22 protein-coding genes and 2 pseudogenes are annotated in these 24,583 nt (G+C 61.2%); 16 read left to right on the top strand and 8 right to left on the bottom strand.

Annotation, left to right across the window (positions count from 1 at the left end):
- Window positions 1-94 precede the first annotated feature (94 nt).
- From AC5RV1_RS05520 to AC5RV1_RS05495, 6 genes are read right to left on the bottom strand one after another with little or no spacing between them, the layout of a single operon-like run.
- On the bottom strand, window positions 95-1,189 hold the full coding sequence (locus tag AC5RV1_RS05520; protein ID WP_493993819.1) for an NAD-dependent epimerase/dehydratase family protein: 1,095 nt from the start codon (window positions 1,187-1,189) through the stop codon (window positions 95-97).
- 24 nt (window positions 1,190-1,213) lie between these two features.
- Entirely contained in the window at window positions 1,214-2,101 is an 888-nt protein-coding gene (locus AC5RV1_RS05515) for a glycosyltransferase family 2 protein (RefSeq protein ID WP_493993818.1), read from the bottom strand.
- Window positions 2,102-2,133: 32 nt separating this feature from the next.
- Window positions 2,134-2,550: a DUF2304 domain-containing protein gene (locus tag AC5RV1_RS05510; RefSeq protein WP_205484205.1), complete on the bottom strand. Its 417-nt coding sequence runs from the start codon at window positions 2,548-2,550 to the stop codon at window positions 2,134-2,136.
- A complete protein-coding gene (locus AC5RV1_RS05505; RefSeq protein WP_493993817.1) occupies window positions 2,547-3,296 on the bottom strand; it encodes a glycosyltransferase family 2 protein in 750 nt (249 codons plus the stop codon). Before AC5RV1_RS05505 ends, AC5RV1_RS05510 begins: the two co-directional genes overlap by 4 nt.
- Before the next feature lie 5 nt (window positions 3,297-3,301).
- Window positions 3,302-4,375: a glycosyltransferase family 2 protein gene (locus AC5RV1_RS05500; protein WP_493946604.1), complete on the bottom strand. Its 1,074-nt coding sequence runs from the start codon at window positions 4,373-4,375 to the stop codon at window positions 3,302-3,304.
- Window positions 4,376-4,421: 46 nt separating this feature from the next.
- On the bottom strand, window positions 4,422-5,738 hold the full coding sequence (locus AC5RV1_RS05495; RefSeq protein WP_493993816.1) for a lipopolysaccharide biosynthesis protein: 1,317 nt from the start codon (window positions 5,736-5,738) through the stop codon (window positions 4,422-4,424).
- A 227-nt stretch (window positions 5,739-5,965) separates the two neighbouring features.
- Between AC5RV1_RS05495 and AC5RV1_RS05490 the strand changes: the two are divergent.
- The 5 genes and pseudogenes from AC5RV1_RS05490 to AC5RV1_RS05470 all read left to right on the top strand — a co-directional run.
- Window positions 5,966-6,580 (top strand): annotated as a pseudogene (locus AC5RV1_RS05490) (LGFP repeat-containing protein); the annotation flags it as partial.
- A gap of 15 nt (window positions 6,581-6,595) precedes the next feature.
- Complete coding sequence (locus tag AC5RV1_RS05485) at window positions 6,596-7,270, top strand: D-alanyl-D-alanine carboxypeptidase family protein (RefSeq protein WP_493993871.1); 675 nt, start codon at window positions 6,596-6,598, stop codon at window positions 7,268-7,270.
- 71 nt (window positions 7,271-7,341) lie between these two features.
- Complete coding sequence (gene rfbB / locus AC5RV1_RS05480) at window positions 7,342-8,340, top strand: dTDP-glucose 4,6-dehydratase (protein ID WP_493993815.1); 999 nt, start codon at window positions 7,342-7,344, stop codon at window positions 8,338-8,340.
- A gap of 3 nt (window positions 8,341-8,343) precedes the next feature.
- Window positions 8,344-9,774, top strand: a complete 1,431-nt coding sequence (locus AC5RV1_RS05475) for a sugar nucleotide-binding protein (protein ID WP_493993814.1) — start codon at window positions 8,344-8,346, stop codon at window positions 9,772-9,774.
- 661 nt (window positions 9,775-10,435) lie between these two features.
- A complete protein-coding gene (locus AC5RV1_RS05470; RefSeq protein ID WP_493993813.1) occupies window positions 10,436-11,974 on the top strand; it encodes an LGFP repeat-containing protein in 1,539 nt (512 codons plus the stop codon).
- A 343-nt stretch (window positions 11,975-12,317) separates the two neighbouring features.
- Here AC5RV1_RS05470 and AC5RV1_RS05465 read toward each other — a convergent pair whose 3' ends face one another.
- Window positions 12,318-14,216, bottom strand: coding sequence for a GH25 family lysozyme (locus tag AC5RV1_RS05465; protein ID WP_493993812.1), 1,899 nt, complete (start codon window positions 14,214-14,216; stop codon window positions 12,318-12,320).
- A 399-nt stretch (window positions 14,217-14,615) separates the two neighbouring features.
- Complete coding sequence (locus AC5RV1_RS05460) at window positions 14,616-15,335, bottom strand: LGFP repeat-containing protein (protein ID WP_493946598.1); 720 nt, start codon at window positions 15,333-15,335, stop codon at window positions 14,616-14,618.
- 326 nt (window positions 15,336-15,661) lie between these two features.
- Between AC5RV1_RS05460 and AC5RV1_RS05455 the strand changes: the two genes are divergently transcribed.
- From AC5RV1_RS05455 to AC5RV1_RS05405, 11 genes and pseudogenes are all read left to right on the top strand, one after another.
- Window positions 15,662-16,885, top strand: a complete 1,224-nt coding sequence (locus AC5RV1_RS05455; RefSeq protein ID WP_493993811.1) for a TadA family conjugal transfer-associated ATPase — start codon at window positions 15,662-15,664, stop codon at window positions 16,883-16,885.
- The gene (locus tag AC5RV1_RS05450) at window positions 16,882-17,739 is read left to right on the top strand and encodes a type II secretion system F family protein (RefSeq protein WP_493993810.1); all 858 of its coding nucleotides are present in this window, start codon (window positions 16,882-16,884) and stop codon (window positions 17,737-17,739) included. Before AC5RV1_RS05455 ends, AC5RV1_RS05450 begins: the two co-directional genes overlap by 4 nt.
- Window positions 17,739-18,677, top strand: coding sequence for a type II secretion system F family protein (locus AC5RV1_RS05445; protein ID WP_493993809.1), 939 nt, complete (start codon window positions 17,739-17,741; stop codon window positions 18,675-18,677). Before AC5RV1_RS05450 ends, AC5RV1_RS05445 begins: the two co-directional genes overlap by 1 nt.
- Window positions 18,678-18,737: 60 nt before the next feature.
- On the top strand, window positions 18,738-18,986 hold the full coding sequence (locus AC5RV1_RS05440; protein WP_493993808.1) for a hypothetical protein: 249 nt from the start codon (window positions 18,738-18,740) through the stop codon (window positions 18,984-18,986).
- Between the two features lie 42 nt (window positions 18,987-19,028).
- Window positions 19,029-19,457: a TadE/TadG family type IV pilus assembly protein gene (locus tag AC5RV1_RS05435; protein ID WP_493947175.1), complete on the top strand. Its 429-nt coding sequence runs from the start codon at window positions 19,029-19,031 to the stop codon at window positions 19,455-19,457.
- Window positions 19,458-19,593: 136 nt separating this feature from the next.
- Entirely contained in the window at window positions 19,594-20,043 is a 450-nt protein-coding gene (locus AC5RV1_RS05430) for a TadE/TadG family type IV pilus assembly protein (protein ID WP_493993807.1), read from the top strand.
- Window positions 20,040-20,486 carry a Tad domain-containing protein gene (locus AC5RV1_RS05425; RefSeq protein ID WP_493946593.1) on the top strand — a complete coding sequence of 149 codons (447 nt, stop codon included), beginning with the start codon at window positions 20,040-20,042 and terminating at the stop codon, window positions 20,484-20,486. The genes AC5RV1_RS05430 and AC5RV1_RS05425 overlap by 4 nt, the downstream gene beginning before the upstream one ends.
- A 133-nt stretch (window positions 20,487-20,619) precedes the next feature.
- On the top strand, window positions 20,620-21,735 hold the full coding sequence (gene prfB / locus AC5RV1_RS05420) for a peptide chain release factor 2 (protein ID WP_163162388.1): 1,116 nt from the start codon (window positions 20,620-20,622) through the stop codon (window positions 21,733-21,735).
- A gap of 194 nt (window positions 21,736-21,929) precedes the next feature.
- Window positions 21,930-22,709, top strand: a complete 780-nt coding sequence (gene ftsE, locus AC5RV1_RS05415; protein WP_493946592.1) for a cell division ATP-binding protein FtsE — start codon at window positions 21,930-21,932, stop codon at window positions 22,707-22,709.
- On the top strand, window positions 22,706-23,620 hold the full coding sequence (gene ftsX / locus AC5RV1_RS05410; RefSeq protein WP_493993806.1) for a permease-like cell division protein FtsX: 915 nt from the start codon (window positions 22,706-22,708) through the stop codon (window positions 23,618-23,620). Before ftsE ends, ftsX begins: the two co-directional genes overlap by 4 nt.
- 26 nt (window positions 23,621-23,646) lie before the next feature.
- Window positions 23,647-24,583, top strand: a pseudogene (locus AC5RV1_RS05405) (peptidase M23); the annotation flags it as partial.

Below are 24,583 nucleotides of genomic sequence, written 5' to 3'. Positions count from 1 at the left end.
GTCAGCCCGGGGTTTCCTTTGAAATAGGCGTTAAACGCGAACGACGGCGGCACCTTCCGGTACCGCCGTCGCCTGCAGTCCTGCCGGTGAGGCCTTAGTAGGGCTGAACGTCCGGCTGCGCGTCAATCCATGCGCTGAGCCGTTCAATGCCCTGCTCCAGGTTGTACTGAGGCTTCCAGCCCAGCGTTGCCTTCGCAGCTTCGACGTCAGCCCAGGCATGCCGCACATCGCCCTGACGGTACTGGCCGGTGACGTGCGGATCGGGTGCGCCGTAGCGGGCAGCGATGATCCTGGCGGCGGTACCGATGGTTTGAAACTCCCCGGAGCCAATGTCCATCGGTTCTCCCTGAACGGTAGGGGAAAGTGCGCCAGCCACAATAGCCGAGGCTACGTCGTCGATGAGGACGAAGTCACGGCGGACCTCGCCGTCCTCGTACAGCGGAATGGATTTGCCGCCCATAGCCATGCGGCAGAACAAACTCATAATCCCGGTATAGGGATTGATGAGGGACTGGCCTGGCCCGTAGACATTCTGGAGGCGCAGGATAACAGTCTCAACACCGTAGGACTTTGCCCATGCCTGAAGGATGTTTTCCTGGGCAAGCTTTGTGGCGCCGTAGACGCTGACCGGAGCGGGGAAGGTCTCGGCGGCCTTCATGGCTGCAGGCGTGGCGTTGGGGAAGTCCCACTGGGCCTTGTCCAGAGTGGCGCTGGTGCGCTGCCCGGGGTAAAACCGGCGGCCCTCAGCATCGTCCCAGGGGCCTTCGCCATAGACCGCGCGGCTGGAGGACAGGACAATCCGCCGGGGGAGCCTGCCGTGACGGTTCAGTCCGTCAAGCATCTGCGAGGTACCCACCACATTGACGTGCGCATGCCGCGTGGATTCCTCCAGCGACTGCCCCGTCCCGGTTTCGGCAGCGAGGTGGATGACGACGTCGGGAGCGACGTCTGCGAGGACCTGGTCCCAGGTCTGTGCCTCGGTGATGTCAGCAACCACCAATTCGGCACCTTCGTGAAGCCCGCCGGGCCGCTCGCCGGAGGCATGGATCTGAGGGTGCAGGTTGTCCACCACTACTACGCGGCCGAAGTTGGCCACGAGGTCGCTTGAGATTGCGCACCCGATGAAGCCGGCGCCGCCGGTAACCAGGACCGTTCCCTGGGACTCGGCTTCGGGGTTGATTGTTGTCATGATGGGCCTTTCTGAAGCTGACATCTAGTTACCGAATGTGTGGCCAAGGAGGACCTTCGCGGCCGGGAAGTTCCTCCTGCCCACAGCCTTCGGCAAGAGGGCGAGTGCGTGGGCGCGGGACGTCAGGCGCAAATTTGCCGCCCGTGAGGCCTTGGTCCAACCGTTGAGTTTGGCCTGTTCTGCCGATACCGCGAAGTACTCGCGTTCGCCGGCAAAGCGGGAGCCGTCAACCAACTTGGTGGACGAGGCACTTTCCGAGTGACGGCGGTATGAAAAACACACTGTGGGCTCGAGGAGAAGCTGGTCTCCCCGGTAGACCATGTCCATCACCAGGGCGAGGTCTTGAATGATGGGGAAGCCGGAGCGGAATTCGACGGCACGAATCTTGTCAGTCCGGAAGGCGAGTGAAGGCCAGTAGAGCCAGTCGCCGTGCATCAGGTTAACCGCCAGGGACTCGCCGGACAGGAGACGCGGCCCTTGGGTTCGGGGCCGGACAAGGTGCTGCTTGGTTATGTCCACCAGGGTTCGCACTACGGTGCCGTCCCCGTCGATGACACGGACGCCGGGTTGGATGATGGCGGCTTCGGGAAACCGCTGGTGGGCGGCGTTGATAACCCGCACGTAGTTAGGCAACAGGATGTCGTCACAGCCCAGAATGACCATGACCTCCTCGGTAGCGAGGGCGACGCAGGTCTTGTAGTTCTCAGTAATTCCAGCGTTGTGTTCCTTGCGGATGTACTTGACGCGGGGGTCGTCGATCCCGGTCATGTACCGCTGGATCTCGTGGTCAGGGTAAGCGTCGTCAACCACGGTTAGGAGCCAGTCGTCAGAGTCCTGTTCGAGGACGCTGCGGACCGTCTGCTTCATATAGTCCGGGTCGCCCCAGTAAGGAATGAAAATATCAAGTGGCATAAGGGATCCAATGCGTTTGGGGCAGTGCGGCTTTAGCCGCGGTCAAGGGGAGCGGGCTCGTTTGCTGGTGGGGTCCGGGAAGGCTCAGCCAATTCGGCGTCCAGCCTGGCTTCCAGCCGTTCGATGTGCGTTCGCAGGATTGCTGCTTCCTCGGCCAGTGTACGGGTCTCATCTTCCACCACAGAGATTTCCCACGAGAGGTGCAGGCAGACGCCCAGCGCCAACAATATGGTCATAGAGAACAGGAGGTTGGAAGGGACCTGGACGCCGAGAAGCCGGGCTGTCTGAGCCAAAAGCTGCGGGAACGCCGCAAGGACCAGTGTGGCTAAGCCGACCACCAGCCAGAGCGCCGCATACTTCTCGCGGAGCTTCTTCCGGCGGAGCATCTCGACCACGAGGACGACGATGACGAGGGCAAGTATGAAAGCAGCCAGAACGGGCAAGATCATGCACTTTCGAGTTGTGGGGAAGCTGTTTGGATCTGCGAGCGTCGCCGTGTCAGGGCGAAGAGCAGGGCAAACACCGACCGGCCTAGGTAGATGGCAGATTTCAGCGGATTGTGGCTGGGCGTTCCGCCTTGGCGCGCCCGCATCTCCACGGGAACCTGGGTGATCACACAGCCGGACCTGATGGCTACAACCAGCGAATCGATGGTGTCGCCCAAGTACTCAGCCGGGTAGTGGTCGATGAACTGATCGATGCCACGCCGGTTGGCTGCCTTGAACCCAGAGGTGACGTCCGTCAGGCGGGTATGCGCCAGGCCGGAGATGACCTTGGCGAGCAGGACCATGGCCCAGCGCCGTGGACCGGTGACCTTGTAGGTGCCGCGGTCCGCGAAGCGGGCGCCGATGGCAATGTCCGCCTCCGCCAAGGCAGCCAGCACCCGGGAGATTTCCTTGGGATCATGCTGGCCGTCCGCGTCGACTTGGATGACGGCGTCGTATCCGTTCCGCTTTGCGTACTTGAAGCCGGCGCGCATGGCCCCGCCTACGCCAAGGTTGAAGGGGAGGTCCAGGACTACGGCCCCTGCCTCTCGAGCTACGGCAGCCGTGCTGTCCTGGGAACCGTCGTTCACAACCAGAACGTCATATGTCTCACGCAGCGCCAGCACTTCGCGGACTGTCTTGCCAACGGACTCCGCTTCGTTCCACGCCGGCATAATGACGAGGGCGCGGGTGTAGGGGGGGATTGACATAGGTACTAATCTATACCAGAACCGCTGGCGGGAGTGGCGGGTGGCGCGGCTGCAGGCATCTCCGACGAGGGCGTTTGGGGCTTTCCCACGCCATATGCAGCGCGGATGTGGCGGAGGTAGAGAAAGGCGTACAGGGAAGGCGTCAGCTTGAGCAACACGGCGCCGGCGCCGATGATTTTGTGCACAGCGAGGGTCCGGGAAAGCATCCGCCAGCCAAGGTCTTTGCGGCACTCGGCCACCGTGGCTGCAGCGGCGGGTGAACCGGTGCCGCGGGCAATCGCGCTTTGGGCCACCAGCAGGATTACCAGCGAGCGCATGCAGTCATAGGCGGCGCCGTACTTGCCCTCCTTGAACCGTTGGTCCAGGTGTTCGTTCAGGTGGTTCATGGCCACCGTGGTGTCCGCCACCGTGGGAACCCTGCCCCAGGTAAGGGAAGCATCCATGATGTAGTACCGGTAAACCGGAGTATCGATAGATCGAACCCTGCGGGACAGCGAGTGCAAAATGACGTTGACAGCCATGTCCTCGAACCGTGCGGCACCTTCGGCGAACCGGACCTGGCTGAACAGTTCCCGCCGATACAGCTTGTCCCATGGGAACGGAGTGAGCTGGTCGCACATGGCCAACCGGCAGGCTTCTGCGCCGTCGAAGTCGCCGAGCGCGCGCGAGCCATTGCGCGTTTCCGTGCCGTTGGGCTGCACCACGATCCGGCCGCCGACCACAAGGTCCACATCGGGTGCGGTGGCTGCGTGCATGGTTTCGAGGAATACGGGCAGGTACTGGTCATCGCTGTCAATGAAGCTGATCCAGGATCCCCGGGCCGCATCCAGGCCGGCGTTCCGCGCGGCCGACACTCCCGCATTGGAGGGCAAAGCGATAACTGTCAGATTTCCGAACTCCTCTTCGAGCCTCCTGGCCAAGTCCAGCGTTCCGTCTGTGGAGTGGTCATCCACTATGACCAGTTCGAAGTCTGGGTCCGTCTGGGCCATGACACTCCGCACCGCCCGTTCCAGGAAGCGGGCGGCGTTGTATGCGGGCAGAATCACCGTGGTCCGCGGACTGTCGGAATTGTTCGTCACAGGTCTTCCTTCGTTGATGAGGTCGGCAGGGGAAGGTGGTGTCGGATCACGTGGTCGCAGCAGCGGCTGATCTGCCGAGGCGCACGATCGAAGCAACGTGGATAGCCGCGCCTACGACGGGTCCTGCCGCAAGGGCCACAGCCGTCCGGATGGGCAGCGGCAGCGGCAACAGGAGGCAGAGCACGCTGACCACCGTGCCACTGACCCAGCCTGCGGAATAGCCGCGGTGCATGCCCACCGCCAGGGCTGCTGTTCCGGTAAGCGTCAGGACAGCCATGAGCGCGGCGTCGAATGTCAGCGCGGCCAAGAGCCAGGCCGGTACATCGTATTTGCCGGGAAACAGCAGTTCCATGAGCCAGGGACCCAGCAGAGCAGCTGCGATCCCGCCTGCCACACCCACCGCGAGGAAGAGGGCAGCGGGTTTGATCAGCGCGTGGACGCCGCGATCGCGCTGGTTCACGAACGCGGCGATGGCCACACCCTGAAACGCCTGGAGCGGAACCATGATCGGCGCCCTCGTGAGTTGGATGGCGAGGAGGAGCCCGCCGGCCGCGGTCAGTTCCTGCGCGCTGCTGGTGAAACTCAGGATCACAGGGAAGCCTACGATGAGGGCAGCCGTGGCGCTTGAGGAGAGCATGGCGTGGCCGGTCTGCTTCATGTACGCCGTGCGGGGCACATCGGCGCGGGCAACTGCGGCGTGGCGTGCAGCTGGTGAGACCAGGAGGAAAACCAGCCAAAGGACCGCAGCCAGTGCGCAGGCGAGTTCGAGACCCAGGAGTCCGACGCCGAGCAGCGCCACGGTGCCTACGGTCGCCAGGCGGAACATTGCCTCAGCGCTCATTAGTCTGGAGTACAAATTCCAATCCTGGGTTCCTGCTGAGGCGCCTGCCAGGGCGGAATGGCCGGAATAGGCCATTGCGGCGGCAGCCAGGGTGGGCAAAAGCCAGGGGGTGTTAATGCCGAGCACGGACGGCGCCCACAGCCATGAGGATGCCAGGACAAGGACGGCCAGGATTGCCCCCACCAGAACGCCGTTTGCCAATACCGAGGGGTGCCGTTGTGCGCCGCCGGGGGCTCCGCCCAGGGTTTCCGCCGATCGAACAGCGCGGGTGGTCTCGCTTTGGATGCCGGACAACACGCCGAAGATACCAAACAGTGCGCCCCAAAACACGCTGAACTGTGCATATTCCTCGGGGCGGAGGTGGTTTCCGGCAATCACCAGGATGATGAAACCTGCAGCTGCGGAGACGATGGAGGCAGCGCCCACGCCCGACGCACTTCTGGAGCTGATGGTCCGGTCACTGGCAGCGTCAGGCTCCTCCTCCGGCTGCGCAGAGGTGGGCTTTTTCCAAGGCAAATTCATTGAGGGCTTTCCGTGGCGACGCGATACCTGGCTTTCCCAGGCGCCTTTCGATCTTACGGTAAGGCTCTTGCTTCGGCCTTAGCGCCCGTTCTCGAGAAAAGGTTGCAAACGTCCACGGTTCCGTAGTGCTTCGGGGCATATAGAATCACCTGCACGAGCCAGTGATAAACCTGCCCGGCGTTGCGTCCATATGGAAATTTTCACTTCCACCAAGCAGTCAGGTGAACATGAAGTACATTCGGGTTCCAGCTCTATCAACGGTCCTAACCGTCCTGTGTCTACTGGCCGGACTCTTGGTCGGCACCCCCGCTTGGGCAGCGTCCCCGATCCAGGCCAAATATCAGGCGCTCGGGGGACCGGCTGGCAATCTTGGTGCCGCTATCGGCGGAGAAAAATGCGGGCTGGCCGGGGGAGGCTGCTATCAAGACTATCAACGCGGCCAAATACACTGGACGCCCGCGACCGGAGCCCGCGCCACGTGGGGTGCGGTCGGCGCACTCTGGCAGCAGCAGGGGTGGGAACAAGGCCGGCTTGGGTATGCGGTTGCGGATGAAGTCTGCGGGCTTGTCCGGTCGGGCTGCTATCAGAGTTTTCAGGGCGGGCAAATCCATTGGTCGCCTGCCAGTGGTGCGCAGCAGACGCTCTGGGGGGCCATCAGGAACAGATGGGCGGTCGGAGGCTTCGAGTCCGGTCCGCTGGGCTATCCGGCGGCCGCCGAACGATGCGGTCTTAGGGCAGGTGGCTGCTATCAGTCCTTCCAGGGAGGTCAGGTCCATTGGGCGCCGGGCATAGGCGCATATGCCACCGGAGGTTCCATTGATTACGTCTGGGGAACCCTCGGATGGGAGAACGGGCGCTTGGGCTACCCCTTGACCGAGGAGGTCTGCGCCGGTAATGCCGGCTGCACCCAGAATTTCCAGGGCGGCACCCTGACGTGGCACCCATCTACAGGCGTTACCGTCAATTACTACCAGCCGGGGGAGTACCAGCGGGTCATCAATAAGCGCAATCCCCTCTCGCCCATTGACTATGCGCCTTCCGACATGGTGAATGTCGGCGGGCACCCTTTGCGTTATCAGGCAGCTTTGGGCTTCTGGCAGCTTGCCGATGCTGCAAATGCCTCAGGCGTGCCGGTGACCGTGATCAGCGGCTTCCGGAGCTACGCCACCCAGGCGACGCTCTACAACAGCTATGTGGCTATGTATGGGCAGGAACGCGCTGACACAATCTCGGCCCGGCCCGGATTTTCCGAGCACCAAAGCGGGCTGGCCGTTGACATCGGGAACCCTGGTGGAGCCTGTGGGCTCCAGGACTGTTTTGCCCAAACGGCCGCCGGGCAATTCGCCGCAAATCGTGCCCATGAGTTCGGCTTTATCGTCCGGTACCCCGCAGGAATGAGCTACTGGACAGGGTATGCCTATGAACCATGGCATCTAAGGTACGTCGGCAAGGACATAGCCATGGACATGCACCGCCGTGGCATCGCCACCCTCGAGCAGTACTACGGATACCCGCCGGCGCCCAGTTATTGAGCCAAGGCCGATAGGGCCTGGACACCCGGATGGATGACAAGGGACCAACAGCCAGCCGGTAACCTATGAATATGTCGCGACTCCTCGTAACCGGCGGTGCCGGGTTCATAGGCTCAAATTTTGTCCACTACGTTTTGGAAAATACGGATGACCAGGTCACCGTGCTGGACAATCTGACATACGCAGGGAACCTGGAGTCGCTGCGGGGACTGCCGGAAGACCGTTTTGAGTTCGTCCGCGGCGATATCGCTGATGCGGAGTTGGTGGACCGCCTGGTGGTGGAGACCGACGTTGTTGTCCATTACGCGGCGGAGTCACACAATGACAATTCGCTGCATGATCCGCGCCCCTTCCTGGACACCAACATCATTGGTACCTACACGCTGATTGAGGCTGCGCGGAAGCACGACAAGCGGTTTCACCACATTTCCACCGACGAGGTCTACGGCGATCTGGAACTGGATGACCCGGAGCGGTTCACCGAGCAGACCCCGTACAACCCCTCGAGCCCGTATTCCTCCACGAAGGCCGGCTCTGACCTGCTGGTCCGCGCCTGGGTCCGTTCCTTTGGCCTGCAGGCGACCATCAGCAACTGCTCCAACAACTACGGGCCCTACCAGCACGTGGAGAAGTTCATCCCGCGCCAGATCACCAATGTGATCGACGGGATCCGGCCCAAGCTCTACGGCAAGGGAGAGAACGTCCGTGACTGGATCCACGCCAACGACCACTCCTCGGCGGTGCTGGCCATCATTGCCAAGGGCAGGATCGGTGAGACGTACCTGATCGGAGCCGACGGGGAGAAGAACAACAAGGATGTTGTTGAGCTGATCCTGAAGCACATGGGCCAGGCCCCGGATGCGTACGACCATGTGGTGGACCGCCCGGGCCACGACCTGCGCTACGCCATCGACTCCACCAAGCTCCGTGACGAGCTCGGCTGGGAACCGCAGTTCTCCAACTTCGATGCCGGTATCGAGGACACCATCGCCTGGTACCGGGACAACGAGGACTGGTGGCGCCCGCAGAAGGCGCAGACCGAAGCCAAGTACAAGGAACAGGGCCAGTAGACGATGTCGATCGAGTTCTCGAAAAAGCTGACCGCACACGAGACGCCGATCCCCGGCGTCGTCGTGTATGACTTGCCGGTCCATGGCGACAATCGTGGCTGGTTCAAGGAAAACTGGCAGCGGGAAAAAATGGTAGCCCTCGGGTTGCCGGACTTCCGTCCAGTCCAGAACAACATCTCTTTCAACGAGAAGGCCGGCACTACCCGCGGTATCCACGCCGAGCCGTGGGACAAGTTCATCTCGGTGGCTACGGGGCGCATTTTTGGCGCTTGGGTTGACCTCCGTGAAGGCCCGTCCTTTGGCGCAGTATTTACCACGGAGATGGACGCGAGCCAGGCAATTTTCATCCCGCGCGGCGTCGGCAACGCCTTTCAGACCCTGGAAGACAATACGGCCTACACCTACCTGGTCAACGACCACTGGTCGGCGGACGCCCAGGGTCAGTACACATTCCTTAACCTCGCGGATGAGACGGCGGCCATCCAGTGGCCCATCGCCTTGGAACGGGCCGAACTGTCCGACAAGGACAAAGCGCATCCACGCCTGGCGGATGTGGTCCCCATGCCCGGGAAGAAGATCCTCGTTGTAGGCGCCGATGGGCAGCTCGGCAAGGCATTGCGGGAGCTCTACAACGGTGACGTATCCGTGGAGTTCACGGGGCGTGCAGAATTTGACCTGGGCAACGAGGACGCTTACAAGTCCCGGAACTGGAAGAACTACTCCACGATCATTAACGCTGCAGCCTATACAGCAGTTGACACTGCCGAGACCGCAGAAGGACGGGCGGCGGCCTGGACCGTCAACGTTGCGGCGGTGTCATACCTGGCGAAGACCGCCGTCGCCCATGACCTTACGCTGGTACACGTTTCTTCCGACTATGTGTTCGACGGCGGCCGCAGTATTCACGACGAAAGCGAGCCCTTCACTCCGTTAGGTGTTTACGGACAGACGAAGGCCGCCGGAGACGCTATTGTCAGCGTGGTGCCGCGGCATTACATCGTGCGGACCAGTTGGGTAATTGGCGACGGTAACAACTTCGTACGGACCATGGCGAACCTGGCCTTGCGCGGCGTCAAACCATCCGTTGTCAATGATCAAACCGGCCGATTGAGTTTCACTGCAGACATAGCTTCAGGAATCAGGCACCTCCTCGAAACCGGCGCTGCTTACGGAACCTACAACTTGACTAACGACGGTGTGCCGCAGACTTGGGCTGACATTGCCGCTGAGGTCTATGAGCTGGTCGGCGTAGGCGGGCAGGCCGTAACTGGAGTCAGCACAGCAGAGTATTTCAAAGATAAATCGGCTGCTCCGAGACCTCTCAACAGCACACTTGATCTCAGCAAACTAGCTTCGCAGGGCTTCTCACCGCGGGATGCGCAAAAAGCTTTGGAAGAATACATTCATGGGCTGGAGCTTCCCGGCGAACGATAGCTCGCCCAGGGACCAGCGGTTCTGCGCTTATTACTGCCCCGGCGAACGCACCACGTGGGCTCCGGAAAGTCGTTTTGGCTAGCCCTGTGCGAGGAACCTTACGGTGCAGGTGCTAATTCCTACGCACGCTTCTAGGTGGCCTGCTGGACCCACTGGGATCCTGATCAGTGGGTCGGCGCCGGCGCCGGCGCCGGCGGCGGCGACCTCGGCTGCGGCTGAAGACGAGTCCGTTCCGGGACTGACGCTCAGTCCCCGGTCGCCTCTTATCGTTGTCATTCGGCAGGGATTGAGAACGCAAGCGGCTGGCATCGGCAGGGCGCACATTCGGTCCTGATTCGGCTGTTCCTGGTCGAGGGGTTCCTGACTGAAGAAAGCCGGCCGGGGCTGTCCTGTTGAACATTTTCTTCGCGTCAGCGCCGGCACGGCCATATCAACTAAGTCCCTGCGCTCGAAGCACAACCTCCGGTCCTAACTAACCCAAGGGTTTCCTCAAGCTCATAACCGGATACTTGGCGGCACGGGAAGCCGCGGGTGGAAGCGCTCCCGATCAAGTATTAGGAGATGGTTTCAGATGTATCCGACCAAATTGAGCAGTGGGTCCCATCGCGGAGGTCATGGGCACTGGCTTCCTCGGCGATGGCTGGGCAAAACGACTGTCGGGATGGCGGCGGGGGCAATGCTGGTCGCTACCGTGGCAGTTCCCGGCGAAGCGGCACTAAGTGACACGGGGCCAATTGACCCGAGCCATGGCTTTCCGGCCTGGTATTCCGATGCAGGCAACGTTGCAGCGGGGCTGGGTCCGCTGCAACTCGAGCTGTGCCTGGACGGGCCGCTGTGCCTGGCGACTGACTTTCGCCCCGACCCAGACCAACCGTTGTCCTTCCCCGACAACTTCCCGGATGAGGCGTTCTGGTGGGCAGGAGAGGCGTCCATTGAGTCCGGGAACACGAGTGCCTTGCTGGTGATGGCGCAAGAAGCTGCTTTTGCAAACGAAGCAGTTGTGGCCGGTGACCAAGTGGCCTTTAGCCGAATCCGTATTCGCATCGACGGCCTAACCGCGAATTCGAGTTACACGATCACGCACCCATACGGTACCGTCACCCAGACCGCGGACTCCACCGGAACCATCAACTACACCCTTGATCAAGGCTGCTTTGATACCCCATGCGGTCAACAAGGATTTGCGCGGGCAGCAAACGGCACCGTCGGTCCGTTCCTGCGCTGGACCTCGGGAGCACCCGAGGGCTATGTCGGTGACCCTGATGTGGAGCATGCGGTGGTCGGAAGCCCTACGGGGAACAACTTCTTCCAGGTGGAAGGGCCCGGTATAGGCACTCTGCGGACAGACCGTTTCGCGATCCAGGGCAAGATCGATGCCGGCCAAGAGCCCCTTGCTGTCCAGGGTTCCATCGCGGCCAAACACGCCACTGTCGCCTCCCTGGTTGGCAATCCGATAGCGGACGAAATCACAGCCCAACGGTTTGGTGGCGGTTACCAAAAGTTTGAACGTGGAACCATCGCCTACCTCCCTGCTTCGGAAGCTTTTGCCGTCGTCGGTGGAATCAACACGGTCTGGAACAGCATCGGTGCCCAGAACAGTGACCTCGGCTACCCGACGTCAGACGAGTACTCACCGATGGCCGGTGGTGTTATGCAAGACTTCCAGTTTGGCAAAATCTCCTGGAACCCCGTTACGGGATCCAGAATCACTAAAGGCGGCATCGGCGTCACCTGGGACAAGGTTGGTGGCCCGCTCAGTGGGCTTGGATACCCCACAACAGATGAATACGCCACGGCCAACGGAGGCGTCACTCAAGCCTTCCAGTTCGGGCAAATTGTCTGGTCTCCTGCCACTGGCTCCCGCTTCATCAAGGGCGGAATCGGTGCTACGTGGATCAATATCGGCGGCCCGCAGAGCCCACTTGGATACCCAACCTCGGACGAAGTCGGCGGACTCGTTCAGGGCGGTGCAAAACAGTACTTCCAGGGCGGGGAAGTTATCTGGTCTCCAGCAGCAGGTGCCCGCGTTGTTACCGGCGGCATCAGGGCCGCCTGGGTTGGCCATGGCTCTGAAGGCGGGCGCTTGGGCTACCCGACCACCAACGAGTACGCAGTCGGTGGCGGAGGCTACGCGCAGGATTACCAAGGCGGCCGCATCACCTGGCGCCCCGGTAATCTCACTGTTGAGTTGGCGAAGTAAGGCCTGCGTCCAGGCTTCCTCGTAGCATTTCGGCGGCTCCGAGGTACTGCTCACGTAAGCGAGGAGCCGAGGAATGCCCCGCTACCCAGAAGGGTAGCGGGGCATTCCCACGCAATCTGTCAGCGCCTGCAGCTGGTCTTGGGTCACGACTAGCTTCAGGCTGCAGGCGTCCATCCAGGAGATGGAAGGACACCATGCACCCTAGCCAGGATGTGGCGGATTGAGCTCATTCAACGGTTTTGCATAGCGGCAGCCACCAACAACCAATTGTCAGAATGCTCTGAATCTCACTCGGACGTCACTTCTCTGCGACGCCTCCGCCCGACTTCCATCCTCGGCACTGTCAGCGACGGTAGACGCTCACTCCAGTTGTCGGAGTCCAGATCAGTGACCCTCCCTGGAAGTCCTGCCGACATTCCCGCGAAGAGTTGCAGTATTCGTCAGTGTAGGGATACCCGAGCCAGCCGTTTTCGAAGTTTTGACTCGCCCAAACGTGCCGGATCGATCCGAAGGGGCTGAAGTGGGCTCCAGTGGCGGATGACCAGATCATTGAGCCGCCCTGGAAGAACTGGTAGCAGCCGCCGTTCTTCAGGCCACATGCTTCATTGCTGACGGGATAGCCGGTCTGGCCATTCTCGGAACCAAGGCGCTGGAAGCTCGCACGGATTGCACCTGCAGCGACGGCGTAGGCTCCAGATGAGGGCGACCAGTAGATGTCACCTCCTTGGAACGTCTGCACGCATCCTGAAGCTGTATATCCGCAAATCTGGCCCGAAGTCGGGTAACCTAAGACCCCGTTTTCGAAGCCCATCGCGGCGTAGCGGTCCCGGATTGGACCAGAAGGACTGATCTGGATCCCTGTGCCGGTCCAGATAATGGCGCCTCCCTGAAACATCTGGTAGCAACCGCCGCCTTTTAGTCCACATATTTCAGGTCCCACGACTGGATAGCCCAAAGGCCCGTTCTCGGATCCGGACCGCTGGTAAGTGCCACGGATTGCTCCGTCCCGTATTGCGTGGGCGCCAGTGGCCGGAGACCACTGAATCGATCCGCCTTGGAAGATCTGGTAACAACCATTGTTTACCAATCCACACGCTATCGGCCCCCAAGGATTCCCAATCCAAGACTTGGAGGCTTGGTATTCCTGGCTGAAGGCGGCTTCGATGTTTTCGCCGGATCGCGCAAAGCGTTGGAGTGACGCGTAATCTCCGTTCCATACATTCGAGTCACCCGCGAAAGGACCCGTGCTGCTGTACTGCCAGATGCTGTAGGTGCTCCAGCTGGCTGTGGGAACCGGTCCTGCATTGTTGGTGGGGGAGCTTGGGTAGGCAGCAACCCAAAGGGGGTAGTCGCCAAAACCGGCAGGATTACCCAGGCATTGATTCCACCAACTCGTGTTGGTGTAGATAACAGGCAGCCGACCCGTAAGCGACTGCATGGTGTTGCCGAAGTCCCTCACCCACGATTGGAGCTGGGCCGGCGACATGTTGTAGCACGTGTTGCCAAAGTAGAAACCGTTGATGGTCCGGCCTTCGTAGGGGTTGAACTCGAAGTCAAGGACGGGCGGCATGGTATATCCGTCAGCCGACCAGCCTCCTCCGTTGCGCACGAAGTAACGGGCCTGGTCCGCTCCGGAGGACCAGTTGGGAATAGCGAAGTGGTACGCACCGCGGATCATCCCGACGTTGCGGGAGCCCTGGTATTGCGAGCCGTAGGACGGGTTGGTGTAGTAGTTTCCTTCCGTGGCCTTTACATAAGCGAACCTTGAGCCCATGTTCCACTGCTGCTGCCAGTCCACGCTGGGCTGATGTCCACTGACGTCCAGACCCTGGACCCCAAACGTTGGCATCCAGGTGCCTTCGGTTGACAACGACTCCGCGCTAAGCCGGCCAGCGGAATTGGAGGGAGCCGATGATGTGACGCGGGCGGACCGCTGTCCCATTTCGGCTCCGCCGACTCCAACTGCTTCCGCCATTGACTGCGCAGCCTCTGCTGTGGGTGGGGCAGATTGTGTCGCTGTTGGTGCTATCTGCTCGGGGGTTGGGGGCGCCGTCGATATGGTCGGGGAGGGTGAACCAGTCGGGGAGCTAGTACTTGTGCCGGCCGCGGTAGGCGTCGGGGCAGGTTCGGCGGCGGTCGCAATGCCCGCCAGTCCTGGACCCGCTGCCAGGCTGGCAGCCAGAAGCGCTATCCCCAACGACATCAATGCGGGGCGACGGGACTGAGACAGGTTCCGCTTCATTTTTGCTCCGGAGACAATGTGGCGCTCCGCCGAGCGCTCATTTGGTTGCTGCTTGGATGATTCCCCCCAGGGATGCACCAAGCAGGTGGTATATCGACAATTAACGCGCCAACCATAGCACTGGTGTTGCATCTGTAACTAGTGGTTCAGATGTTGCTGATGTGATTACACGCCAACAAGGGTTGGGGAGCTACGTGCAGGATTTCATGCGAAACGTTACCGATTGCTCGAACAGCGGTGGGTCACGAGCGCACTTTTCAGTTGCCCCTACAGTGTCCGCCTACGCTTGGCTGCCCCGAGTTACCGGCGGCCGCCCGGCTGGGAGCGTGGGTGGCAGCCGACGCTAGCACGATTGGCCGCTGATGAGCGGCCAATCGATGCTGTAAACGACGACTACGGTTAGTACCGATCAGTCCAGATTCTTCCGTTGGACCAATAAATTATGCCGTCTTCGAAGCGCTGGGCACGAGTTGACGCATTCACTGAATATTCATCGGTTACGGGACGGCCCATGTAGAAGTAGCTTCCGCCACGTTCGTATTCCCAGCGAATGGCTCCTTGCAGCAGCCGGGTTCCGTACTGAGGTGTGAAGTAGAACGTTCCACCCTGGAAAGCTTGGACGGCGCCCCCTGCGTACCAATAAGTCTCATCCGATACCGGATAGCCGGCCACCCCGGTCTGGCCGCCCTTGTTCCACCAGGCCTCCCGGATGCCTGCTCCAATGTAGTGCAGACCAATCTGAGGCGTGTAATACATCGTTCCGTTCGTGAAGTGCTGTGCGATGGCACCGCCGCCTAACGGCTCCTCGTCTCGAATTGGCCAGCCCGCTTCATGGCCGGCGTACCACTTATTTTCGATTGCGCCCCACAGTGGATGCGCTCCACCCACCGGTGACCAGAAGATGATCCCCCCTTGAAAATCCTGCTGGGCTCCTCCGGTTACTGGGTACTCGTTCCAGAGCGGCAGCCCTAACGGTGATGAGGACCCGCCGATGGACGAATATTTTGCGCCGATTGCACCAACAACTGCCGGCGCGTAGGCTCCCGCTGCGGGACCGAGGCCTGAAAGCACGATCGCAGCCGCAGCTGCAATCGCCAATTTAGCCTTTAACTTCTTCATTATTCTCCCCATTGCAATTCGTGAATCGGCAGCCCAGTGGGGCTGACGACTCATTATGCGGGAAGTTTCAATGGCCGCACTAACCTCGTCCACGAAACGATCGAGTATCTACGCCACACGTGTCACTGCACCGTGTCAAAGATCAAAAGACTTCTGGAACTTGAAGTAAGTTGCAAGTTCCCCGTCGCGCCCTGCGCAGATGCTCATCACACCCCGAATAATTATCCACAGCGCCCAAAATATGACTTGGCAGCCTCTTGTGCGCTCTTTAGGCTTTACCCAGTTGCACTGTCTCCGCCGGGGGCGGCAGTTGTATTGGGGAACATATGGACGCGCTGGGAATTGTCGAGGACGAAGTCCGCGAGCTTATCCGTCGTCGAGGACTTGATCCGCTTCGTCAGGTAGGAGAAGTCCGTCGCCTTGTAGAGGCTGCAGTAAGTGACTACGACGAGCGGGCCCTAATGGGTCCACTGCCTCCTATTGGCCCCTTGGATGCGGCACGCAAGTTCCTTTTTGATGCCGTCGCCGGATTCGGCGTACTGCAGCCACTCTTGGACGATCCAACCATCGAAGAAGTCTGGATCAACACTCCCAACGAAATCTACGTAGCAAGGAACGGCGAATCCGAGCTGACCTCCCTTACCTTGACGGAGCAGCAGGTGCGGGACCTGGTAGAGCGGATGCTTAAGAGTTCCGGCCGCCGACTGGATATGTCTTCGCCCTTTGTGGACGCAGCGCTGCCCGACGGGTCCAGGCTCCACGTCGTAATTCCCGACGTCACCCGAAGGCACTGGGCAGTCAACATCAGGAAGTTCGTCGTCAAGGCGAGCCGGCTTGAACATTTAGTTGAGCTGGGCACGCTGACACCGCAATCGGCCCGGTTCCTTGGTGCCGCCGTTGCCAGCGGGCTCAACATCCTCGTCTCAGGAGCAACGCAGGCAGGCAAAACCACAATGCTCAACTGCCTTGCAGCCAGTATCGGGAGCCGGGAACGCGTAATAACCGTCGAAGAAATTTTCGAGCTGCAATTCCCTCTTCGGGACGTTGTTGGGTTGCAATGCCGTCAGCCGAACCTTGAAGGCGAGGGTGAGATACCGATGCGCCGGCTGGTGAAGGAAGCGCTCCGGATGCGTCCGGACAGACTCGTCGTCGGTGAAGTGCGGGAAGCAGAAAGCCTGGACATGCTGATCGCCCTAAATTCAGGCCTGCCGGGGATGTGCACTGTCCACGCAAACTCCGCGCATGATGCCGTCACCAAAATCTGCACACTCCCTTTACTCGCTGGAGAGAACATCTCGAGCCAGTTCGTCGTGCCCACGGTCGCGTCCTGCATCGACCTCGTGGTGCACTGCAGCCGTCGCGCCGACGGGCGCCGGGAAGTGACCGAAATCCTGGCCCTCGGCCGCCGGGTAGAGAACGGCATTATCGAATCATCGCCGGTGTTCTGCCTGGTGGACGGCTTGCTGCAACCACGGCCTACCTCCATGCCAGCGCAGGAGAAATTCTCCAGGGCCGGATATGACGTCGCCGCGCTGCTGGAGCCGCGATGATATCGGCGCTTTTGGGAGTAACCGCAGGGGCCGGGTTCTTCCTGATCTGGTGGTCCTTTTGGGAGTCGCCGAAACCAACGCGCCCAAAGGAAAGGACCAGCCGTCTCGCGGACCTCCTTGCCGGGGCGGGCATCGAAAAAGTGTCTGCGTCCGGACTGGTGGGAACCTGCATCGGACTGGGGCTTTCTGTGGCTCTGGTCTTTTTCGCCATAACCCGCTCGTGGCCGATCTCCATCTGTTTCGGCCTCTTCGGGGTCTGGCTTCCGATAACGGTCCTTCGCTGGAAGGCAAAGAAGCGGAGTGCCTTGCTGCGCACCCTCTGGCCCGACGTCGTTGACCATCTACGTTCTGCCATCCGGGCGGGGCTCCCTCTGCCGGAGGCACTCATCCAACTCGGCGACAAAGGCCCCGAAGAACTTCGGCACGTCTTCCGGGACTTCGGAGCGGACTACCGCGCGGGCGGCAACTTTGAAGCCTCACTCAACCGGCTCAAGCACCGGCTTGCCGATCCTGTTGCAGATCGGATTGTCGAAGCGTTGCGCCTGACGAGGGAAGTGGGGGGCTCCGACCTGGGCAAACTGCTCGGAACGCTGGCTGAGTTTTTGCGGGAAAACGCCCGGACACGCAGTGAGTTGGAGGCGCGGCAGTCCTGGACGGTCAACGCAGCACGGCTCGCCGTTGCCGCACCCTGGATCGTCATGATGCTCCTTGCGACAAGGCCGGAGGCGGTACAGGCCTACAACACACCAATGGGCGCCGCGGTCTTGCTTGGCGGTCTGGTGGTCTCCTTGGTCTGCTACTCCATAATGCTTCGGATTGGTGCACTTCCCCAGGACGAGCGGGTGCTCAGGTAATGGACATTTCAGTTCCTGCTGTTGTCTGCGGAATGCTGATGGGCATCGGCCTGTGGCTCGTTATTTTCCGGTCTCCTTTCATGCGTGCCGTCACCCTGTCCCAGCGCATCGAGCCGCAGCTGAAATCACAGAACCTTGAGTCCAGGCTGCTGCGCGCCGGGGAACACAACCCGACACCCTTCGGGCCGCTGGGAAGGATTCTTCGACCCGTACTTCAGGACAGCCTGGCAGCCCTCGCACGGCTTAACCCGGCGTCGAAAGCTACGGCCCGACGACTGGCCCAGGCCGGAATCGATAAGTCACCGGTTGATTTTCGGGCGGAACAACTACTGTGGGCGGCCGCCGGGTTCGCGGCATCCATCATCTTCATCGTTCTCGGTGCGGCCTGGGGAAGGTTCAACCCGGTATTGGCTGCCGTTGCTGTCTTGGGGAGTGGCATAGGAGGGTTTATCTTCCGCGATTACTGGCTCGGTGCGCAGATCCGCCGAAGGGAGTCGAAGATGATGGCGGAATTCCCCGGCCTCGCAGAACTGATGGCGTTGGCAGTCAGCGCGGGGGAGAGCGCTACTGGCGCCTTGGACAGGGTCTGCCGTAGCGCCAAAGGTGAGCTCACGAAGGAGTTCGCAAAGGTCCTGACTGAGACGAGAGCAGGAAAGCCCTTGATCCAGGCACTGCAGGAGTTCTCCGCGCGGACTGACCTGGCACCCCTCGTCCGTTTCGTCGACGGAATTGTCGTTGCAGTAGAAAGGGGCACTCCCTTAGCCGATGTGCTCCGTGCCCAAGCGCAGGACGTACGTGATACGGCAAAGCGTGACCTGATGGAAACCGCAGGCAAGAAGGAAATTGCCATGATGGTGCCGCTCGTATTTGGGGTGCTGCCCTTGACTGTTGTTTTTGCCGTCTTCCCGGGCATTGCCGCAATAAATCTCGGATTTTGAACGCCAAACGGGACGTACGCACTGACCAATTCGAAGCAGGAAAAAGGAATAGGACGGAAAATGAAAAAATTGGGGATCCGCTCGATGATGCTGTTCCTGTCGATTGCGGCAACACTGCTGGCAGGGGCGGTCGGCCGAAAGGCACAGTCAGGGAGGGACCCAGTGAAGGACCACCCTGAGCGGGGTGATGTCCCTGGCTGGGTCATGATCACGCTCATGTCCGCCGTCCTCGTGGCAGCGCTGCTTGCGCTCGCCGGCCCGGCACTCGAAGCCATGTTCAACCAGGCGATGGACAAGGTCGGAAGCTAACAGATGGCAGCGTCCACCCGCGGTAGAAACACAAACCGCGCTCTGGACACGCGACGCCAAGCCCCGCGCCCGGGTAAGCCGATCTCGCATCGGGCAACCGATTCCCGGGAGCAGGGGTCTGCTGTCGTCGATTTCGTCCTGGTCGGCAGCCTCCTCACACTGTTTTTCCTTGCGATCATTCAGCTGACACTGGTCCTGCACGTGAGGAACACTCTGATTGACGCAGCGGCATCGGGTGCACGGTACGGAACTCTCGCGGACCGGAGTGCTGAGGACGCGGAGGAAAGGACACGCAGCCTCATCCATTCCGCCTTGAACGCGGGCTTTGCCCAACAAGTCAGCACCCGCGAAGTGACGTACCAGGGCCTGCGGACCCTGGAAGTGACCGTACGGGCTCCGATGCCCGTAATAGGTCTCATCGGACCCCGGGACCTTTTGGAGGTGAAAGGGCATGCCGCTGTTCAGCCGTGACCCAAGCCTCGAGTCTCTCCGCATCCGGCTGATGGTAGCCCTCTGCCTCGCACCGGGCACTGAAGAGCAGGAGCCCTTGGCCCTGCTCCGGTTAGCGCGCCACGAAGGAGGAAGGCGCCGACGGGAAGACGTTCACATGCAGAAATCCATCCAGCGGCCGTCGCGCGACGGCCACCATGAACGGGGGAGCGCGGTGGTTGAGTTCACCTTCCTGGCGCTCCTGCTGATGGTGCCGCTCGTATACTTCATCATCACCATGAGCCAGATCCAGGGCGGCTCCTTTGCTGTCGTCGGGGCGGCTGACCAGGCCGCCAAGGTCTACATAGCGCAGCCAGACCCAGCCACTGCGCAGGCAGCAGCCGAACAGGCGGTGGCGATCGCGCTCGCCGACTTCGGACACAAACCTGAGGGGGCGCAGGTAGCAACGTCCTGCAGTCCCGCAGATTGCCAGGCGGCCGGCAGCACAGTCACGGTAACCGTGAGCCTGATAGTGCCACTCCCGTTCCTGCCGTTCAACGATGATTTTCGCCTCAGCGCCAGCGAAGTCGAGGCGTCGTCCACGCAACTGGTAGGCAGGTTTCGGTGAGAGAAGTGCCGCGCGATGAAAGCGGTCAGATCATGGTGATGATCCTTGGCTACGTCGTTTTAGCTCTGTTGGTCACAACTGTGGTCATCGGCATTTCGTCCGTGTACCTCGAACACAAACGGCTGCTTTCCTTGGCCGACGGCGCGTCTCTTGCCGCCGCCGACAGCTACACCCTCGGGGAGGTGGAAACCCAAGGTGGCAACCCCTCTGCGGTCTTGAGCCCTGCGAGGGTGAGAAATGTGGCGGCAGACTTTGTCTCCAGGAGCCCCGCGTCACAGCGTTTTAATGAGCTCGCCGTCACGGACGCAACGGGCAGCCCTGACGGTTCAACCGCCGTCGTAGTTTTGACTGCTGCTGTACACCCGCCGGTGGTGAACTTCCTGATGCCCGATGGCATAAAGATCGAGGCTGCTTCCACCGCTCGCTCGCGGCTTACCCGCTGATGCCGCTCAGCGCGCCGCAGCTGCCCCCGGCCCTACCGGCGCCGCAACTGCCCCCGGCCCTACCGGCGCCGCAACTGCCCCATAGGGCCGCAGGGTCCGGGCCTTCAGCGGGATAGCGTAGGCTTAAACAACCATGGCCAATATTGATTTTTCCGCTGAAATCCGCGCCCTTCGCGCCACCTACGAGTCAATTGAGCGAGTCTCCGACGTAGAAGCGCTGAAGGAAGACATCGCCGAACTCAGCGAGCGTGCCGGTGAACCGGACCTGTGGGATGACCCCGCAGCGGCGCAGAAAATCACTTCGCGGCTTTCCCACCGCCAGTCGGAGTTGGAGCGCCTCAACAACCTGGCCTCCAGGATCGATGACCTCGAAGTCCTGGTGGAGCTCGGGCAGGACGAGGACGACGCCGCCTCCATGGGCGAGGCTGCCGCTGAACTGGAGTCCATCAAGAAGGCCCTGAAGGAACTCGAAGTCGTCACACTGCTGTCAGGCGAGTACGACGAGCGTGAAGCGGTTGTCTCCATTCGCGCAGGAGCCGGCGGGGTGGATGCTGCCGACTTCGCCGAGATGCTGATGCGCATGTACCTCCGCTGGGCCGAGCGGCACGGTTACCCCACCACTGTCATGGACACCTCCTATGCTGAGGAAGCAGGCCTGAAGTCCGCGACCTTTGAGGTGAAGGCCCCTTATGCCTTCGGGACTCTCAGTGTCGAAGCCGGCACCCATCGACTCGTGAGGATCAGCCCCTTCGACAACCAGGGGCGGCGCCAGACTTCCTTCGCCGCCGTCGAGGTCATCCCGCTGATCGAGCAAACGGACTCCATCGAGATCCCGGACAACGAGATCCGCGTCGATGTCTTCCGCTCATCGGGCCCGGGCGGGCAGTCAGTTAACACCACTGACTCCGCGGTCCGCCTGACCCACATCCCCACCGGAACCGTGGTTTCCATGCAGAACGAAAAGTCGCAGCTGCAAAACCGGGCGGCGGCCATGCGCGTCCTGCAATCCAGGCTCCTGCTCCTGAAAAAGGAGCAGGAGGACGCGGAGAAGAAGGCGTTCGCCGGTGATGTGAAGGCGTCCTGGGGTGACCAGATGCGCTCCTACGTCCTGAACCCTTACCAAATGGTCAAAGACCTGCGGACTGAGCACGAAGTCGGGAACACGTCGGCAGTGTTCGACGGCGAAATCGACGACTTCATCGACGCCGGTATCCGGTGGCGCACGGACAACCGCAACGCCGAAAAATAGGGCGCAGGAGCGGCACCCGGGTTACAGGGCAAAGCAGGATCCGGCGACACGCCCCTTGAAACCCGCCTGATACGCCGGAGTTCCTGCGTATAGTCGAGGGGCCGGGGCCCTACTTCCCCCAAACGAAACCCGTGCGCCGGCTGCAGAACTGGGCTGCATCAGAATCAGCCATGCCCTGCAGGGTACTTAGGGCCATGATCCGATTCGAAAATGTCACCAAGGTCTACGACCAGAAGGCCCGGCCTGCGCTGGACTCCGTCAACCTTGAGATTGACCGCGGCGAATTCGCCTTCCTTGTCGGCGCGTCCGGCTCCGGCAAATCAACCTTCCTCCGGCTGGTCCTCAAGGAGGACCGGGCAACGTCCGGCGCTGTCTACGTAGCCGGCCAGAACGTCGCCAAGATTTCCAGCTGGCGCGTCCCACGGCTCCGCCGCGGCATCGGCGTCGTCTTTCAGGACTTCCGGCTCCTGCCCCAAAAAAACGTCTTCGCGAACGTAGCGTTCGCCATGCAGGTCATCGGCAAGAGCCGCAGCGTTATCCGTGACACCGTTCCCGAGGTCCTTAAGACCGTCGGCCTGGAGGGCAAGGAACACCGCATGCCCCATGAGCTCTCCGGCGGTGAGCAGCAGCGCGTCGCCATTGCCCGGGCTGTCGTCAACCGGCCTGGCATCCTCCTCGCGGACGAGCCCACTGGAAACCTGGATCCCACCACCTCGATGGGCATCATGGGCATCCTGGACAAAATCAACCAAAACGGAACCACCGTGGTGATGGCCACCCACGACGACGACATCGTCAATGAGATGCGCAAACGCGTAGTGGAGCTTAAGAACGGCGTCGTTATCCGCGACGAGGCAAAGGCACTGTACACGTCCATGATTCCGGTCGTGGGGCAGTCGCGCAGGCTGAAAGACGCCAGCGGCAGGGAAAACCCGGAGACCGGACAGCCGCGGGAAGAGGAGGGACAGCGATGAGGCTCGCCTTCATCCTCAGCGAGATCGGCAGCGGCCTTCGCCGCAACCTGTCCATGGTGGTCTCGGTAATCCTGGTCACGTTTGTCTCGCTCACCTTCGTGGGCGCAGCAGGAATGCTGCAGATGCAGATTAACCAGATGAAGGGCTACTGGTACGACAAAGTCCAGGTGGCCATCTTCCTGTGCAGTGAAGGGTCGACGGCGGCTGGTTGCGCCGGCGGGCCGGTCACCCCCGAGCAGCAGGAGAGCCTCACCGGACTGTTGGAATCTCCCGCCGTGGCACAGTACATCAACGACTTCCAGTTTGAGTCCAGGGAAGAAGCGTACAACCACTTCAAGGACCAGTTCTCGAATTCGCCCATCGTGGACTCGGTGACTCCGGACCAACTGCCGGCCTCCTTCCGGATCAACATGAAGGATCCCGAAAAGTACCAGATCATCAGCGAGACGTTCTCCTCCCAGCCAGGAGTGGAAACGGTCATCGACCAGCGCCAGCTGCTTGAGCGCCTCTTCTCGGTGATGAACGGCGCCTCCCTGGTGGCGGTCAGCATCGCCGGTGTCATGACCGTATGCGCCATCCTGCTGATCGCAACCACCATCAGGCTTTCCGCCTTCAGCCGCCGCCGCGAAACCGGCATCATGCGCCTGGTGGGGGCTTCAAAGACAGTGATCCAGCTGCCCTTCATCCTCGAAGGCGTCATAGCTGCAGTCATCGGCGCCGCGCTGGCCTCCGCCACACTGTGGGCGGTTGCGCATTTCTTCCTCGGGGAGTTCATGTCCCAGCAGTATCCGGATACCGCCTTCATCTCGTCCGGCCAGACGCTGATCCTCGTACCCGTACTGATAATCCTTGGCGGATCCTTGGCGGGAATTTCGTCTCTCTTGACCTTGCGCAGATACCTTCGCGTCTAGGTATGCAAACCGAACAAGGAATGCTCATGAATTTTTCGGACCAAAACTCCCCGCGGCACCGGCAGAACAGCCGGGGCAGGTCGCCCCAGCGCACCGGCGTTATCAGCGCCGTGCTCGCAGTGGTCCTCGCCGCCGGGCTGGCTTCCTCCGCTCCTGTGGCTTACGCCGGCGAGCTTGAAGACAAGCAGAAAGCTCTTGAAGCAGAGGCAGCCAGGGTCCAGCAGTCCTTGGAATTCGTAGACTCCCGTATCGCCAAGGCGGCCAGCGACCTGGTCATCTACCAGGGCCAGCTGCCCGGCGCCCAGCAAGCCCTCCTGGAGGCTCAGGGCCGTGTAGCGGGTGCTGTCAAGGAAGTTGAAGCGCTTTCCGCCCGTGTGGACATGGCCCAGCAGAACAAGGCAAAAATCACGCAGCAGCTCGAGACGGACAAGCAGAAGATCGCCGATACAAAGAAGCTGATCGGCCAGATCGCCACCCAGGCGTACAAGTCCGGGGGAGTACCCTCAAACCTGTCCCTGTTCTTTGGCTCCAATAACGGCGGAAGCCTGACCGAGACCATGGACCTCGCGGACCAGGCCATGCGGAGCCAGAACGCGGCGATGGACAAGCTCTCCCAGCAGAACGCCACCAACGTCAATTCCGAGGCCCGGCTGCAGGCAGTGGAAGCTGAGATCAAGGACCTGAAGGCCAAAGCTGACGCCGCCTTGGAGCGGGAGAAGGCCGCCCGTGACGAAGCAGCCGCCAAAAAGGAACAGGTCGATCAGCTGATCGCCGACACCACCCGGCTTGATGCGGAATTGCAGGCAGCCAAGCCCGGGATCCAGTCGCAGCTCGCCAACGTCCAGGCGAGCCAGAACGCCGTTGCAGCCGAGATTGAGGAACGCGACCGGAAACTTCGTGAGGCCTGGGAAGCCGAGCAGCGGCGGCAGGCGGAAGCGGCAGCTGCTGCTGCCGCGGCCGCTG

The sequence above is a fragment of the Arthrobacter sp. Hb9-2 genome, from assembly GCF_059091165.1.
The sequence above is the reverse complement of the archived record's forward strand: the minus strand, read 5'-3'. Positions and strand labels throughout refer to the sequence as shown.

Excerpts from the sequence above, each read along its gene's own strand:
- AC5RV1_RS05465 (WP_493993812.1), bottom strand. The coding sequence starts at position 14,216 with ATGAAGCGGAACCTGTCTCAGTCCCGTCGCCCCGCATTGATGTCGTTG.
- AC5RV1_RS05495 (WP_493993816.1), bottom strand. The coding sequence starts at position 5,738 with ATGAATTTGCCTTGGAAAAAGCCCACCTCTGCGCAGCCGGAGGAGGAG.
- AC5RV1_RS05475 (WP_493993814.1), top strand. The coding sequence starts at position 8,344 with ATGTCGATCGAGTTCTCGAAAAAGCTGACCGCACACGAGACGCCGATC.
- AC5RV1_RS05520 (WP_493993819.1), bottom strand. The coding sequence starts at position 1,189 with ATGACAACAATCAACCCCGAAGCCGAGTCCCAGGGAACGGTCCTGGTT.
- AC5RV1_RS05440 (WP_493993808.1), top strand. The coding sequence starts at position 18,738 with ATGAAAAAATTGGGGATCCGCTCGATGATGCTGTTCCTGTCGATTGCG.
- ftsE (WP_493946592.1), top strand. The coding sequence starts at position 21,930 with ATGATCCGATTCGAAAATGTCACCAAGGTCTACGACCAGAAGGCCCGG.
- AC5RV1_RS05510 (WP_205484205.1), bottom strand. The coding sequence starts at position 2,550 with ATGATCTTGCCCGTTCTGGCTGCTTTCATACTTGCCCTCGTCATCGTC.
- AC5RV1_RS05450 (WP_493993810.1), top strand. The coding sequence starts at position 16,882 with ATGATATCGGCGCTTTTGGGAGTAACCGCAGGGGCCGGGTTCTTCCTG.
- AC5RV1_RS05505 (WP_493993817.1), bottom strand. The coding sequence starts at position 3,296 with ATGTCAATCCCCCCCTACACCCGCGCCCTCGTCATTATGCCGGCGTGG.
- AC5RV1_RS05445 (WP_493993809.1), top strand. The coding sequence starts at position 17,739 with ATGGACATTTCAGTTCCTGCTGTTGTCTGCGGAATGCTGATGGGCATC.
- prfB (WP_163162388.1), top strand. The coding sequence starts at position 20,620 with ATGGCCAATATTGATTTTTCCGCTGAAATCCGCGCCCTTCGCGCCACC.
- AC5RV1_RS05460 (WP_493946598.1), bottom strand. The coding sequence starts at position 15,335 with ATGAAGAAGTTAAAGGCTAAATTGGCGATTGCAGCTGCGGCTGCGATC.
- AC5RV1_RS05455 (WP_493993811.1), top strand. The coding sequence starts at position 15,662 with ATGGACGCGCTGGGAATTGTCGAGGACGAAGTCCGCGAGCTTATCCGT.
- AC5RV1_RS05430 (WP_493993807.1), top strand. The coding sequence starts at position 19,594 with ATGCAGAAATCCATCCAGCGGCCGTCGCGCGACGGCCACCATGAACGG.
- rfbB (WP_493993815.1), top strand. The coding sequence starts at position 7,342 with ATGTCGCGACTCCTCGTAACCGGCGGTGCCGGGTTCATAGGCTCAAAT.
- ftsX (WP_493993806.1), top strand. The coding sequence starts at position 22,706 with ATGAGGCTCGCCTTCATCCTCAGCGAGATCGGCAGCGGCCTTCGCCGC.
- AC5RV1_RS05470 (WP_493993813.1), top strand. The coding sequence starts at position 10,436 with ATGGCGGCGGGGGCAATGCTGGTCGCTACCGTGGCAGTTCCCGGCGAA.
- AC5RV1_RS05515 (WP_493993818.1), bottom strand. The coding sequence starts at position 2,101 with ATGCCACTTGATATTTTCATTCCTTACTGGGGCGACCCGGACTATATG.